The sequence below is a fragment of the Leptospira venezuelensis genome (assembly GCF_002150035.1).
GTDB classification, from domain to species: Bacteria; Spirochaetota; Leptospiria; order Leptospirales; family Leptospiraceae; genus Leptospira_B; species Leptospira_B venezuelensis.
Genome location: NZ_NETS01000021.1, coordinates 1 through 14298, shown reverse-complemented (window position 1 = coordinate 14298; position 14298 = coordinate 1). Strand labels below are relative to the sequence as shown.

The following is a 14298-nucleotide window of genomic DNA, read 5'->3' as shown; positions in this document are numbered from 1 at the left end:
ACATAAGGAGTTTTCACTAGCAACTAAGTGAACCGTGTTTCCAACTAAAGTATACTTCCCAGAATTTCCTCCACAGCCTTCACCTATAAATTCTTCAATATAACTGTCGTCCATTTTAAACGTCATCGTATTCCCATAAGAAAATAACATTCCAAAACTAGACCATTGGTTTTTGAGCAATTTATCCTTTGTTAAAATGCCAAGTGGAGTATTTGTTTCTTCTTTTATGCAGCTAACTAGTAGTATTATTATAAATAGAATATTTTTTTTAATAGTTTTCATTGTTCATCATGGCGTATAACGACCAAGGTGTTCCGACGTTTGCGATGGCGCGAGACTTGCCGCTGCAAGACGAGTGACAGAAGCAAATGTGGCGTAGCCCGAGCGAGTGGTCGCGTAGCGATCCACGAGCGGAGCGGAAGCACCGATAGTTAGACGAAGTGACCGCTATAGCTCGCAAGGCTCTCCGATTATCGCTAATTTCAAAGAGCTCTCTAAAGCTATTTTACTTTCAACGATACTATAGACTTCGTGGAAACCTTCAAAAGGCATACTCCCCTCACATTCGGAAAATTCGCCCTGATGAAGTATTTTTCCTCTTAAACCGAAGAATTTCCCATTAATAGGTTTTGTTGTTATAACAAAGTTTCCATTCGTATCTGTCCAAATAGGAGTATTAATTCCAGAAGTCGCAAATTCAATCTTGGTGAAGGTTTTCCAAATCTCAAAAGTCGCAAATGAAATTAGGATTTTCTTATTCTTTTTATTATCAAGCCCAATCATCCAGTATTGATTTGTCTCAGGTATTCTTAATGAATAATCAACTGATTCAATATTAGTTAAAATTGCCCGCTTATCCTCTGCAATCCATCCTGTTTTATCATTCCATCTGATCTTTATCCATTTATTCTCTAATTTCTCTACAACTTCGATTTCTTCTCCGTATGAAATAGTTCCAATAGGCTCTGAATCTAAAGATGGCTTCGATTTTAGATCAGTTCCCTTAAATTCTGAAACAAACATGGTCGTCAATTCATCAGAAGTTGGATTAAGCTCTTCTTTTATAGTCCCCAATTCATCTGAGGCTAAATTAGTCTCTTTTTTACAGTAATAAAGATTAAGTATAACGAAGAAGAATAAACAAATTAATCGGATCTTTTGAAACATTTTTCCCCTTAGAAGTTGTGTAATAGAAAATAGTTTCGGTCATTGCGTCTAACGACCAAGGTGTTCCGACGTTTCGCGAGTCCGTTAGGACTTGGCGCGAGACTTGCTTAGCAAGACGAGTGACAAAGCGAAATGTGGCGAAGCCCGAGCGAGTGGTCGCGAGCGATCCACGAGCGGAGCGGAAGCACCGACAGTTAGGCGCAGTATGGATTATTTCAGGTAATGCTCTTTAAGGAAATTCTGAGCCTTTCCAAATTCATTATCATTATCAAAATAGTGCTTAGGGATAACAAAAGCTTGAATCGCAGAAATAAATATATAGATCGCATCATCTTTAAAAGCTAATTTATGAATCTTATCTTTCGTTATAATTGTGTTACTATTTGGTGAAGAGGCGAGAATTTGATTCTCACCAATATCAAATGTTTGTTCATCCTGTAGGAACTTATTAGACTCAAACGTTTTTTTATTTCTGCTCGAGAGACGAAACTTAAAGAATAAATATGATATTAAAGCTATAGCAAAAATCACAAGGAATCGCGCTAAAAATTGCGACACTTCGACTATTTCGGTTTCGTTCCGTGGCGGTAACTTTTTAAGAATCGGTAACACATAGAAGAGGAAAAGCACTAAGCCTAAAAACACGAAAATAAACTTTCTAAAACCTCCCAATAGACTCAAATATATGTGATAATTAATGAACTTCGAGTAATCTTCTAGTGACACACGACCTTTTACTTTGTAATTCATGAAAACCTCTTTTTTAAAAATTTAAAATGTGATACTTAACGAAAATTTTATCCATATTGCGCCTAACGACCAAGGTGTTCCGACGTTTCGCGCGTGCGAAGCACTTGGCGCGAGACTTGCCCTGCAAGGCGAGTGACAAAGCGAAATGTGCCGAAGGCCAAGCGAGAGTCGCACAGCGATCTCGAAGCGCCGCGTCAGAGCCGTAAGTTATGCGTAGTGCTCAAATTCTACCGTGCTTCCTTCAATAGAAACCAATCACTAAAAGCCTTATGTAATCTACGTACCCAATCAACAGGATTTTCATCGCTTCTGATAAAGTCCATAAAACGACTATCGAAATAGTCTTTCTGGTAATGAAAAACTCCATTTCTAAATCTTCTTAGTTTCTCAAGATTTGGAGATTTTAATAAGTCATTTATGGTCTTGTCTTCTAGTTTATGCTCCATCCAACCTTCAACAATCACATACAATGATGAATACCAAAAATTTAGATATATGAAGTCAGTGATCATTAATTCCCCAAAGGAAGGAGTCTCCCCGCTCTTTATTCGATCTTTTAAAATGTTTTCAAATAGTATCCGCATCCGATCTGAATGTATGAAATATTTATGAAGAGAATGATACTTAGCAATTCTTGATTCGGGTTCGTTCATTTGTTCTACCTAACGAAAGGAATACTTTGGGATTTATTTTAATACGAAATTACTTTTGAGCATTACGCATAACGACCAAGCCTTGCCGACGTTTTGCGAGTGCGAAGCACTTGGCGCGAGACTTGCTTTGCAAGACGAGTGACAAAGCAAAATGTGTCGAAGGCCAAGCAAGGGTGCGAAGCATCCCGTAGCGCTGCGGCAGAGGCGTAAGTTAGTCGCCGTAATCTCAATTACTCAGAATACATGAAAATCGCTTTGAGGAAAGAGATACTTAGGAATAATTATTTTTTCCGCAGCTACCACAGTTCCGGTGTCTATTCTAATTATTCTCGCATTTATTAATATCTCTTCCTTATCATTCTTTAAGGTTCCCGTTAAAATAGCGTCTGCTCCTAAGAATTTGCCTATCTCATTCCTTACATCGGAACCCTGAGTTAACCCTGTTTTCTGAAAACTAAGTTCTTTTATCACTGAATCAAGAGAACGTCTTTCTAATACTTGCAATTTATAGTTAACAAGGTAATTGATGAGAGATTCTGGGAGGCGTTTTCCTAATACAGTCCGCTCACCCTTAATACCTTCAAAATCAAAAACTGCAATTTTAAGATCCTTAGGAGTGCTTACAGATAACTGTTTAGCCATGACATTGAGGTAACTCTCAATACTTTGAGTTTGGCCAAATACGATTGCGCTTTCAACCAAATTGACTTGAAACTGAGTTTTATTCTTTCCTGGAGGAACAACTATGGCAGTGGCCAAATGGCTACCATTTAATATGTATTGAATCTTCCCGACTTTTCCAGGATACTCTGCAGATTCCACTTCGTAATTTATTTCTCCAGAAGGCCAATCCCCTTCTCCTTTCTGAATATTTGAGTATTTAAGTTTTATAAAGTATTCTCCATTCCTTTTTCCCTGATCAATAGCATTCTTAGCTATAGAATAAGTTATTGGAGCAACTAAAACTGCAAGGTCTTCAGGTTTTTGACAGTTGAAGCAAAAGATAAATCCAATTACTACGAGAATGAATTTTAAATGGGTTTTCATAGTTTTCTCTTAGAATAAATATTTTGAGATTATGGCGACTAACGACCAAGGTGTTCCGACGTTTGCAATGGCGCGAGTTTGCTCTGCAAACGAAGTGACAGAAGCAAATGTGGCGTAGCCCGAGCGAGTGGTCGCGAGCGATCCACGAGCGGAGCGGAAGCACCGACAGTTAGACGACGTTTTGTAATATTGATAAAATAATTGTCGAATCTTCCCCAACAATTGCTAACTTTTCTTTTCGATCATCAAAGGCAATTAGCGGCTGATTTTTACCATTTAACGAAATTGAAGATGACCTTACTCCAGAATCAACATCCAGCCAGCTGTAGATTATATTCCCAGTTTCTAAATCGATCAATTTTGGGTATTCGATAATGTCCCACGCAAACTGTTCATTTATTGCAACGAGATTCCCGAATCTATAGGTAGGGCTGATCGGAGAAGAAATAGTGTTTTCCAAATAATTATAAATTGCAAAGCTTTTTGCAGGAAACAGATCAACTTTATCTGAATCGAATGCCTCCTCTTCCGAAGTACCAACAAGTATGCGATCATCTTCTATAAAGCTTGCTGTACAAATTTCCCTTCCTAAATTAGGGGCAGGTGATCCATAACATTCTTTATCTAATACCGTCGGATCCCTAAAGCAATCTTCAATATCGTATAATTGAATAACATCAATTGGGTGCCAAATCCAACCTTTGCTAATTAAATATTTATGGTTTTGACTTATTTCTAACCTTGAATGAAAAATATCAGACGGCTTTCTCGAAAGAATTTCAGTGATAACATGCCCAGTTTCCACATCTTCGAAATCAAGCTGGCAATAGCTATTAGGACAATGCACAAGATATGTTTTAGAGCGATAATCTAAGAAAACAGCAGGATACTCGTAATCATTCGCATGGTAGTATGAGCGATTAATCTCCCTAAGAATTTCGCCATTTTTTAACAATAGACCCTTAGTCCCAAATCTTTCATAAAGAAATACGTAATCGCCAGATGAACTTATTATTGAGCTATCGAATCGATATGCAAATCGATATTTGCCAACTCGATCAATTTCACCAGTGCTCAACGAATATTTTAGTCCGTGACACCAGTCGTAAAGAGCATCATCAAACCAACTAACCGCTTGAAATCTTTCTTCGATTATTTTCTTAAACATTATCTTTTACAAAATGTCGTCTAACGACCAAGGTGCTCCGACGTTGGCGTGCTGAGCGAAGCGAAGACAGGCGCGAGAATTGCTTTGCAATTTGAGTGACTGAGCCAATGTGCCGAAGGCCAAGCGAGTGGGTTGCGAAGCAAGCCCCGAGCGGAGCGGAGGCACCGTAAGTTAGGCGCTGTATCGCTCAAACACGGTGCATTAATGAGCCCTACTCTATAAAATCTACTAAAAGAGCAAAGGTCAAATAAAGAAGAATTTACTTTTAGAGATAAAGTAGCGAACCCTTTTCGATTCTTTTGATGAAAGAGATGCAAGTAGTTCTATTAAATTCCTAACATACTGTAGAGCTTTTCAAGCCTACGATATAAAACAAGAAAAGGGTGAAAAGCGACCCAACTTTAAGTGGATTCTCATTTGGTTTTACGAAAGAATTCACAACTTCTATCTTAAAAATTAAAAAATAAAATCGCGATATAGCGCCTAACGACCAAGGCTTGACGACGTTGGCGTGCTGAGCAGAGCGAAGACAGGCACGAGAATTGCCTCTGCAATTCGAGTGACTGAGCCAATGTGCCGAAGGCCGAGCAAGAGTCGCGTAGCGATCTCGAAGCGATGCGTCAGAGCCGATAGTTAGGCGCTGTATCGCTCAATCACGGTGCACCAAAATCCTACTCTGTAAAATCTACTAATAAAGCAAAGGTCAAATAAAGAAGAATTTACTATTTAAATATAAAGTAGCGAACCCTTTTCGATTCTTTTGATGAAAGAGATGCAAGTAGTTCTATTAAATTCCTAACATACTGTAGAGCTTTTCAGCCTACTACACAAAGTAAGAAAAGGGTGAAAAGCGGCCTGACTTTAAGTGGATCCTGATTTGGTTTTACGGAAGAATTCACAACTTCTATCTTAAAAAATTACAAAGAAAGTCGCGATATGGCGCCTAACGACCAAGGTGTTCCGACGTTTGCAATGGCACGAGCTTGCTCTGCAAGCGAAGTGACAGAAGCAAATGTGGCGAAGCCCGAGTGAGTGGTCGCGAGCGATCCACGAACGTAGCGGAAGCACCGATAGTTATGCGACGTCTAATCTGTCCAAAGAGGCTTAGGCCTAAATGGACGCATAAGCACAAACAAGATGAAAAATAGCAATAAAGTTACTACCCCGAATATATTTGCTATGAATTTAGTAAATGCTTCAAGCCGGTTTGATGAATAAAAGTAAGCCCGTTCTTTTAAATTCAGAGAAGATATATTTATAGTACCAATTTCATTGACTTCAACTTCATATGCCCTACAAAACTCCGATTCAGAAGAGGATACGATGCTATCATGTAATGAAAGGATTGGATCCTTACATTGGCTATATCTATCAAACTCTGGAAACGACCTCGTATAAAAACTATACTGGCCAGGTATTATTATAAATATTTCCGATGATCCAATTTTATTTCGTACTGGAAAAAATCGGAAAAGCAAATGGATCAAAAGCGAGGCGATTGAGAGAAATCCTACTGCCTCTATATGTTTTTCAATATTCTTTACAAAGTTAAACATTCGTAATTCTATAAAATTTGATTAGATGTCGCCTAACGACCAAGGCTTGACGACGTTTCGCGAGTGCGAAGCACTTGGCACGAGTTTGCCCTGCAAACGAAGTGACAAAGCGAAATGTGCCGCAGGCCAAGCGAGGATTGCGCAGCAATCCCGAAGCGATGCGTCAGAGCCGTAAGTTATACGCTGGGCGAATTCATTTACAGGTCACCGAATATACCGAAAGAATCACCTTCTATATTCAGAAAACCCGTCTTGGACTTAGACTTCTCGTTATTAATCAATTCAGATTGCAATGTAACAATGGCTTCCGATTTCTCATTAAGTACCACAAAACCTGATATCTTAAAATGTGCAGGATATACTCCGAAGGCGTTTACTATTCGTTTTTTATACTTGTTAATGCAAGTTTTCTTTTTGGCTTTCGAATACGTTTCGTAATATGAGCCACTGCATTCTCCATTTTCTTCACTGGGACCTTCGCTCATTTTTGCTGAAAGAAGAAGCTTTCCATCACCCTTTTTCCATTCTCCTTTTAAAACTCTTCCCCATCCTTTACAATCGCCGGAAAACTTGTATTCAAATGTGAAATCTTTATTAAATTTAATATTCTCACAATCGACGCCCCAATTCAATACTCCAGACACAAAATTATTTGGGAAATCTGCTGCTTCAGCAGTTAAACTAAACATGCAGACCAAAAATATAAATATTAAGAGCTTTAATTTCATAGGAGATACTTCTTTTCGTTGTTTATTTAAATTTTATGAGCCTGGCGTATAACGACCAAGGTGTTCCGACGTTTCGCGAGTGCGCAAGCACTTGGCGCGAGACTTGCCCTGCAAGGCGAGTGACAAAGCGAAATGTGGCGTAGCCCGAGCGAGCGAGTCGCGCAAGCGATCTCCGAGCGTAGCGGAAGCACCGATAGTTATACGCAGTTGCCTATATTACTCCAGAAGATCTAAGCATATTTGCTTTTTTGCCAATGGATTTTTGTATAATCTCACATTCTTGCCTGTTAAACTATGATCGAATAGAAAATTAGTACCTTTCCATATAATGCCAGATATATCTTCAAATTCTGAATTTTTAAAGAGACTAGTCGTTACTATACTTCCATTTTCTTTTTTAATCTCTTCTTGCTTATCATGTTGAATTTTTACAATTTCCGTTCTAAGATCAACCTCAAAGAAATGATCTCCGAGTCCGAAAAGAACGGATTCCATAATATTTCTATTAGGAAATCCTACCAAATCACCTTCTGGAATATTCGAAGTATCAACAGCGATAAGGAATTTATCCAACGGACCAACAACTCCTTTTTCCAACCATCTTTTATACACGCTATATTTCTTAGTGAGACTTTCCAAGACTCGAAGTTTACGTCGATCTTGGTTTAAGATCTGAACTTGACCGAATACTTTTTCTATCTTGTTTTTGCCTGAAATATTTGAAGAAACGCAATCTATGATTATCTTTTCACCAGCTTCTTCTATTATTATATCTGGTCCATTTTCCTTTGGTGGAATAAGGCTGTATCTCTGCTTTAGAACATAGGTTAATTCCAATTGCCAAAGTGCACCATGAAAGTTTAATTGCGCATCCTTAACAAATTTTTCAATATTGTCGCCAATCAAATTCGATTTAATCAAATCATCCCAAACATTTTGAATTATCTCTTTTATTTCCTTTCGAGATTCATGATCTCTAGTCAATACGTAGTATTGATCCATTCCTTCAGAATGCAAATTATCTGTGAAAATATTCATTTTAGGCAATTGCGTATAACGACCAAGGTGCTCCGACGTTCGCAACGGCACGAGTTTGCACATGCAAACGAAGTGACGGAAGCGAATGTGGCGAAGCCCGAGCGAGAGGTGCGAAGCAGCCTTGAGCGGAGCGGAGGCACCGATAGTTATACGCTGTAGCAACAAACCTAAAATAGATTTAGGTTAGTTTTGTAATAAGATTCGCTTTCTGAATCAAAACAAACAAATACTATTCGCTCAAAATTTGTATAACCAAAATGGCTCATTACTGTATTGATAGCGATTTTAGATGCCAAGTCTTTAGGAAATCTATATATTCCCGTACTTATACTAGGAAATGCAATTGATTTGCAGGAATTCTCTAAAGCGATAGTCAGTGATCTGCTATAACAACTTATAAGTTTTGCTTCCTCATCATTACCTCCTCCGTTCCAGACTGGACCTACTGTATGAATAACAAATTTTGCAGGAAGATTTCCTCCAGAAGTGATGACAGCCTCACCTACTTTACAACCGCCTTGTCTTGCGATGATCTTCCGGCATTCTGAAAGAATTTCAGGACCTCCGGTTTTATGAATAGCTCCATCGACGCCTCCTCCTCCAAGAAGAGAAGTATTCGCAGCATTCACAACTGCATCAACTTCCATTTTTGTTATATCTCCCCTAACTACTTCAATCCTTGCATTTTTATTCATAAATAAATTTTATTGCTATAGCGTATAACGACCAAGGTGCTCCGACGTTTGCGATGGCACGAGCTTGCTATGCAAGCGAAGTGACAGAAGCAAATGTGCCGAAGGCCAAGCGAGCGGGTTGCGAAGCAAGCCCCGAGCGGCGCGGAGGCACCGTAAGTTATCCGACGTTTCAGACACTATTACTAAAAATTTTACACTCTGCGAAGCGAAAGAATTTAGTATAACAAAATCTGTCCGCCTCTCAATACTATCATTAAACAGCACAAGCCGCACGAAATGAAAAGCCGGAATCGAAAGATGCACTTCAAAGCATAGCGGGTATTAGAAAAAAGCAGCTAATTAGTTATCAAGCAACCAACCGCTTAAATTTAAAAAACGAACACTTCGAAATTCAGAATTAAAAAAATAACAAAATAACAAATTCTGGATGAAATGTTCGGATAACGACCAAGGTGTTCCGACGTTTGCGATGGCACGAGTTTGCTCATGCAAACGAAGTGACAGAAGCAAATGTGGCGTAGCCCGAGTGAGTGGTCGCGTTAGCGATCCACGAACGAAGCGGAAGCACCGACAGTTAGTCGCAGTAAATATGATTTCAAATGTTTTTAAAGAAACACAATTATAATCAATTTGAAAAGAGAGTTTTTTTCTGATCTGAAAGTGCTAAGTTACAAATATCTATAATAGCCTTAAATTCAGAAGGATGATTGAGAAATCTCTTTCTCAAGATTACTAATCCCTTTTTGGCAAAATAGATTTCAATATCGGAATCGTTGACTTTAATATCACTTAAATCATTCCAAGAATACTTCGAAGTATGATCCTTATGCTTTGCTACGATCCCATCTGAGCTTAATGTAATTTCTTCCGAACTTAGCTGAGGATTTTCCATTTTAACGGCCTTAATCAAATTCCTTTTGGCCAATCGCGGATAAAAATATTCGTATATAGACCCTAAAATAGTAACGGAAAGGAGAATATAGACAAACGTATTATTAGGGGAAACATATATCAAAAGTAGAACAAAAAAGAAGAGAGCGACGTAAATTTTTATTCGAGTTGGCCTTCCCTTAATCTGAGATTTGTAAAATTCCATTCTAACGAATAGGCGATAGCTAGCGTCTAAAATCTCTTCAAGAGTTGGAGTAAATATTAATTTTATTTCTTTCAAGTTATTTCCTTATTTATTGCGACTAACGACCAAGGTGTTCCGACGTTTGCAATGGCGCGAGACTTGCTCTGCAAGACGAGTGACAGAAGCAAATGTGGCGAAGCCCGAGCGAGTGGTCGCGTTAGCGATCCGCGAGCGGAGCGGAAGCACCGTAAGTTAGACGCCGTGGTTTTTAGTAATATTAATCGCAAATATCCCCATAGCATTGAGGAATACACTCCACTTTTCGGCTATCTAACTTAATGAATTTTCCGGTACCTTTATCAGCCTCCCAAGATTGAAGAATATAATTATTTATCCCGTCAACATAATCGAATTTCACTATAGAAACTACATTAGAATCGTTACTTTCTTTATGTTTGCAGTCCATACCTTCAACTTTATAGCCTTGAGGTAGCGAATGCTCGTTAATTTTGAGTGTATCCAATATATACCAGCAAGGTTCACTTTCTCCATGTTTAAGACTTAATTCAAACAAAGTAATAAACTCACTTTTGACTTTTAACATTGAAAATGCATGAGAATCAGAAATTAGAGTTCCGCCCAAATACTCTGTGCTAAAAGGATAGATACATTTATTATGATAAACAGATCCTATTATTTCTTTAGTAAACCGGCAAGGACATTGTTCTGCAAAGATAATTGCCTCCCCGAATACCCAACCTTTTAGCCCAGAATAGTAAGTTTCATACCAATATGAAGAAGGCAATTTTTCCACATTCGGGATATTCTCTCTGTAAAGATCAATCTTTGATCCAAAAGGAATAGTACTGAGTCTTTTTGATTCTTTGCTTGGTTTACTATAAAGTGAAATTCCCTCTTGTAAAGTTACAGTACCAACTGTATGTGTTTTCTGCTTAGAACAAAACAAGGCGGAAAAAAGAAGAATTGAAATAGAAAGAATTTTATGCATTTAGATTATATTTAAAACCATGGCGTCTAACGACCGAGGTGCTCCGACGTTCGCAACGGCACGAGTTTGCACATGCAAACGAAGTGACGGACGCGAATGTGCCGAAGGCCGAGCGAGCGGGTTGCGAAGCAAGCCCCGAGCGGCGCGGAGGCACCGTAAGTTATCCGACGTTTCAGACACTATTACTAAAAATTTTACACACTGCGAAGCGAAAGAATTTAGTATAACAAAATCTGTCCGCCTCTCTAAGCTATCATCAAACGACAAAAGCTGCACGAAATGAAAAGCCTGAATCGTAAGATGCACTTCAAAGCATAGCGGGTATTAGAAAAAGCATGCTAATTAATTTCCAAGCAACCAATCGTTCAAATTTAACGAACGAACAACTCGAAATTAATAAACAAACAAAAAAACAAATTCTGGATGAAATGTTCGGATAACGACCAAGGTGTTCCGACGTTTGCGATGGCGCGAGGCTTGCTCTGCAAGACGAGTGACAGAAGCAAATGTGGCGTAACCCGAGTGAGTGGTCGCGTCAGCGATCCACGAGCGGAGCGGAAGCACCGACAGTTAGCCGACGTGCTTGCCTTTACTCGAATAGATTTCTTTTCTATCTAAAACTTTAAGGATCTTTTTATCTAATGTCCAAAGTTGAAGTTTTTTGCCTCTAACTTCATTAATAAGAACTGAATCAATTAATCCAATTCCTTTATCAATATGCTTGTTCTCAAATGAGAGTTTACCCGCTAAGAGAAAACTACCGTCTGAAGTTAAAGTATTTAGATTTTCCCAATACTCTAGAATAAAAGATACTTCGTTCTTATTTTTACAGCCTTGGAGTAATTCTCCAAAGACAACTTCATGAACTATTACTTCAGATGACTCGATTAACTCTTTTAGCTCACTGAAATGAGGTTCATTCCCTCTAAAGAATTCAATCCAAACTGATGTATCTACAAGAATCATCTATTCCGATTCAAGTTGCGGATATTTTCCCCAGAGAAGCCATCCTGGAATGAAAGTGGGGATTTATGTAGCTTTGCGTTCAAATTCCTTATTTTGGCCTGTTTTAACCACTCTGAGAGCGCTTTCTGGAGAGAATCAGTTATGTTTTTACCTCCAGAATACTTTTGAACCTCTGCAATGAGATCATCTGGTAGTATCGCGGTCACTTTCATACGATATAATATACGATATGAATTCGTATTTTCAAGCTTTTAATATAAAATTTTCAAAATAACGAATCCGTACTCCCCTATTACTATTACTTAATTCCTCATAATAAAGTAATTCTCGGGCAAGCATGTTCGGCTAACGACCAAGGCTTGACGACGTTGGCGACTCTGAGTCTCCGAAGGAGACGTTAGAGCCAGGCGCGGGTTTTGCTTTGCAAAAGACGTGACTGGAGCCAATGTGCCGGAGGCCGAGCGAGAGTCGCGTAGCGATCTCGAAGCGAAGCGTCAGAGCCGATAGTTAGGCGACGTTAGGAGTTTCAACTTGGGAAAATTTATCCATCAAATAATCAAAAATAAGCATATCCCGCTTAAAAGTATTAGAATTTAAACGAAATTCCTCATTATTATATTTAAAAACGAGAACGGTTATAGACGAAACTGAAAAGTGAGTTATATCCCTACACTCTTCATATCGAATTTGATATTCTTTCCTTCGCTTAACTATTCTCATATACTTTTCAGAAACATAATAGGTCTTCCAAAAGGTTTTATATTGATAGATGTTATTTTTAATGAAATTCGCAATTCGCTCTTTCTTCAACTCGATTACGTCGCTAATAAGATCACCGAACAAGTTTGCGCATTCCTCATTTCCAACACGAAGCCTATACTTAGTTTTATCTTCTAAATATATTTTGACATTGTGTTCGTACTCATAAGAATATACGCTCCATCCGATTATATCTTTTATACTAATAAATTTCTCTCTCGAAAAATATCTTTTTATGATCAATTCATCGTTTCTTATATAGGTATAGCTTGGCGAATCAAGCCATACAAAAAAGAAAATGAAGCACGAGAATAGAAGAAAAAGAGCCCCGTATACCCAGTCACTAAAATCCTGTTGGTAAAACACCAACGAAGAGATTGAAAGAAAAAATAGCCCGCCAAAAAAAGCAAAAATTATAACTCCTTTGGGGGGTTTGATATTTATATGATTTGTCAAAAAAATTCTCCTAATGTCGCCTAACGACCAAGGCTTGACGACGTTTCGCGAGTGCGCAAGCACTTGGCGCGAGGCTTGCCCTGCAAGACGAGTGACAAAGCGAAATGTGCCGAAGGCCGAGCAAGAGTCGCGCAGCGATCTCGAAGCGAAGCGTCAGAGCCGACAGTTATGCGAAGGTTGAGTCTATTTTAGCAAATGCAATGAAAAATCCTCAATACTTAATCGATAAACAGGTCTAACCAACTCATCGCCTATTATCAAGCCTAGAACATTAAATTCACTTATTGAAAAATATATATCCGATAAATTGGCACCTATAAACTCTAAACTCCCTGAACCAGGTGAATCTACTTTATACTTATATATATCCTGTTTATACTTACCATTACTAATAGAAATCAATTCATCATCTAAACCAATAGAATGGTATTTCATTTTTATCTCGAAAGTTCGATCACCACAAATAATTTTAATAATGGCCTGAGTTGTTCCAATAAAGGAATTTGCTCGCTGATAATCGTTGGGCGGCAAAACAGAAACTTTCGTTTCTGTAATTCTTTTTCCACATGAATTTACATCGAAGTTTTCTTTATTTGGACTGATCAGACCAATATACGAGAAGTCATCAATTTGATTATGATTACTCCTACAATTTAGCAAAAGAATCAATACTATGATCGAAATATATATTTTTCGTATTTTCATTGTTAAAAGTATTTTCTCAACTTTCGCATAACGACCGAGTTGCTCCGACGTTTGCGATGGCACGAGCTTGCTATGCAAGCGAAGTGACGGAAGCGAATGTGCCGAAGGCCGAGCGAGTGGTCGCGTTAGCGATCCACGAGCGGAGCGGAGGCACCGTAAGTTATCCGACGTTTCAGCCACTTTTACTAAATATTTTACACACTGCGAAGCGAAAGAATTTAGTATAACAAAATCTGTCTGCCTCTCAATGCTATCATCAAACACCACAAGCCGCACGGAATGAAAAGCCGGAATCGTAAGATGCACTTCAAAGCATAGCGGGTATTAGAAAAAAGAAGCTAATTAATTTCCAAGCAACCAATCGCTCAAATTTAACGAACAAAACTCTCGAAATTAAAAAATAAACAAAATAACAAATTCTGGATGAAATGTTCGGATAACGACCAAGGTGTTCCGACGTTTGCAATGGCGCGAGGCTTGCCGCTGCAAGACGAGTGACAGAAGCAAATGTGGCGTAGCCCGAGCG

General features: G+C 38.6%; 16 protein-coding genes. All 16 read right to left on the bottom strand.

Translation table 11 applies throughout. The features are described from left to right. Positions 1-282 (bottom strand): hypothetical protein (locus B1C82_RS20470; RefSeq protein WP_157894155.1); only part of this gene is annotated, 282 nt, incomplete at its 3' end. 165 nt (positions 283-447) lie between these two features. Next, positions 448-1167, bottom strand: coding sequence for an SH3 domain-containing protein (locus B1C82_RS20465; protein ID WP_086449408.1), 720 nt, complete (start codon positions 1165-1167; stop codon positions 448-450). A gap of 210 nt (positions 1168-1377) precedes the next feature. Then, on the bottom strand, positions 1378-1917 hold the full coding sequence (locus B1C82_RS20455; RefSeq protein WP_086449407.1) for a YcxB family protein: 540 nt from the start codon (positions 1915-1917) through the stop codon (positions 1378-1380). A gap of 227 nt (positions 1918-2144) precedes the next feature. Beyond that, complete coding sequence (locus B1C82_RS20450) at positions 2145-2570, bottom strand: hypothetical protein (RefSeq protein WP_086449406.1); 426 nt, start codon at positions 2568-2570, stop codon at positions 2145-2147. A gap of 234 nt (positions 2571-2804) precedes the next feature. After that, positions 2805-3617, bottom strand: a complete 813-nt coding sequence (locus B1C82_RS20445) for a FlgO family outer membrane protein (protein ID WP_086449405.1) — start codon at positions 3615-3617, stop codon at positions 2805-2807. Between the two features lie 169 nt (positions 3618-3786). Continuing rightward, a complete protein-coding gene (locus B1C82_RS20435; protein ID WP_086449403.1) occupies positions 3787-4785 on the bottom strand; it encodes a hypothetical protein in 999 nt (332 codons plus the stop codon). 1753 nt (positions 4786-6538) lie between these two features. Further along, positions 6539-7069: a hypothetical protein gene (locus tag B1C82_RS20425; protein ID WP_086449401.1), complete on the bottom strand. Its 531-nt coding sequence runs from the start codon at positions 7067-7069 to the stop codon at positions 6539-6541. A 216-nt stretch (positions 7070-7285) separates the two neighbouring features. Beyond that, positions 7286-8107: a hypothetical protein gene (locus B1C82_RS20415; RefSeq protein WP_086449400.1), complete on the bottom strand. Its 822-nt coding sequence runs from the start codon at positions 8105-8107 to the stop codon at positions 7286-7288. 167 nt (positions 8108-8274) lie between these two features. Next, on the bottom strand, positions 8275-8802 hold the full coding sequence (locus B1C82_RS20410; protein WP_086449399.1) for an O-acetyl-ADP-ribose deacetylase: 528 nt from the start codon (positions 8800-8802) through the stop codon (positions 8275-8277). A 625-nt stretch (positions 8803-9427) separates the two neighbouring features. Then, positions 9428-9973 carry a YcxB family protein gene (locus tag B1C82_RS20405; protein WP_086449398.1) on the bottom strand — a complete coding sequence of 182 codons (546 nt, stop codon included), beginning with the start codon at positions 9971-9973 and terminating at the stop codon, positions 9428-9430. A gap of 181 nt (positions 9974-10154) precedes the next feature. After that, the gene (locus tag B1C82_RS20400) at positions 10155-10886 is read right to left on the bottom strand and encodes an SH3 domain-containing protein (RefSeq protein ID WP_086449397.1); all 732 of its coding nucleotides are present in this window, start codon (positions 10884-10886) and stop codon (positions 10155-10157) included. Between the two features lie 570 nt (positions 10887-11456). After that, on the bottom strand, positions 11457-11852 hold the full coding sequence (locus B1C82_RS20395; protein ID WP_086449396.1) for a PIN domain-containing protein: 396 nt from the start codon (positions 11850-11852) through the stop codon (positions 11457-11459). Continuing rightward, positions 11849-12064 (bottom strand): DUF2191 domain-containing protein, encoded by a 216-nt coding sequence (locus B1C82_RS20390; RefSeq protein WP_086449395.1) that lies wholly within the window; start codon positions 12062-12064, stop codon positions 11849-11851. Before B1C82_RS20390 ends, B1C82_RS20395 begins: the two co-directional genes overlap by 4 nt. Before the next feature lie 295 nt (positions 12065-12359). Continuing rightward, positions 12360-13067 carry a hypothetical protein gene (locus B1C82_RS20385; RefSeq protein WP_086449394.1) on the bottom strand — a complete coding sequence of 236 codons (708 nt, stop codon included), beginning with the start codon at positions 13065-13067 and terminating at the stop codon, positions 12360-12362. A gap of 183 nt (positions 13068-13250) precedes the next feature. After that, on the bottom strand, positions 13251-13772 hold the full coding sequence (locus B1C82_RS20375; RefSeq protein WP_086449393.1) for a hypothetical protein: 522 nt from the start codon (positions 13770-13772) through the stop codon (positions 13251-13253). A gap of 307 nt (positions 13773-14079) precedes the next feature. Then, positions 14080-14298: hypothetical protein (locus B1C82_RS20765; RefSeq protein ID WP_205871448.1), on the bottom strand; the 219-nt coding region annotated here is incomplete at its 5' end.

Coding starts and splice junctions, on each gene's coding strand:
- B1C82_RS20400 (WP_086449397.1), bottom strand. CDS start 10,886: ATGCATAAAATTCTTTCTATTTCAATTCTTCTTTTTTCCGCCTTGTTT.
- B1C82_RS20435 (WP_086449403.1), bottom strand. CDS start 4,785: ATGTTTAAGAAAATAATCGAAGAAAGATTTCAAGCGGTTAGTTGGTTT.
- B1C82_RS20450 (WP_086449406.1), bottom strand. CDS start 2,570: ATGAACGAACCCGAATCAAGAATTGCTAAGTATCATTCTCTTCATAAA.
- B1C82_RS20415 (WP_086449400.1), bottom strand. CDS start 8,107: ATGAATATTTTCACAGATAATTTGCATTCTGAAGGAATGGATCAATAC.
- B1C82_RS20465 (WP_086449408.1), bottom strand. CDS start 1,167: ATGTTTCAAAAGATCCGATTAATTTGTTTATTCTTCTTCGTTATACTT.
- B1C82_RS20455 (WP_086449407.1), bottom strand. CDS start 1,917: ATGAATTACAAAGTAAAAGGTCGTGTGTCACTAGAAGATTACTCGAAG.
- B1C82_RS20375 (WP_086449393.1), bottom strand. CDS start 13,772: ATGAAAATACGAAAAATATATATTTCGATCATAGTATTGATTCTTTTG.
- B1C82_RS20390 (WP_086449395.1), bottom strand. CDS start 12,064: ATGAAAGTGACCGCGATACTACCAGATGATCTCATTGCAGAGGTTCAA.
- B1C82_RS20395 (WP_086449396.1), bottom strand. CDS start 11,852: ATGATTCTTGTAGATACATCAGTTTGGATTGAATTCTTTAGAGGGAAT.
- B1C82_RS20425 (WP_086449401.1), bottom strand. CDS start 7,069: ATGAAATTAAAGCTCTTAATATTTATATTTTTGGTCTGCATGTTTAGT.
- B1C82_RS20410 (WP_086449399.1), bottom strand. CDS start 8,802: ATGAATAAAAATGCAAGGATTGAAGTAGTTAGGGGAGATATAACAAAA.
- B1C82_RS20445 (WP_086449405.1), bottom strand. CDS start 3,617: ATGAAAACCCATTTAAAATTCATTCTCGTAGTAATTGGATTTATCTTT.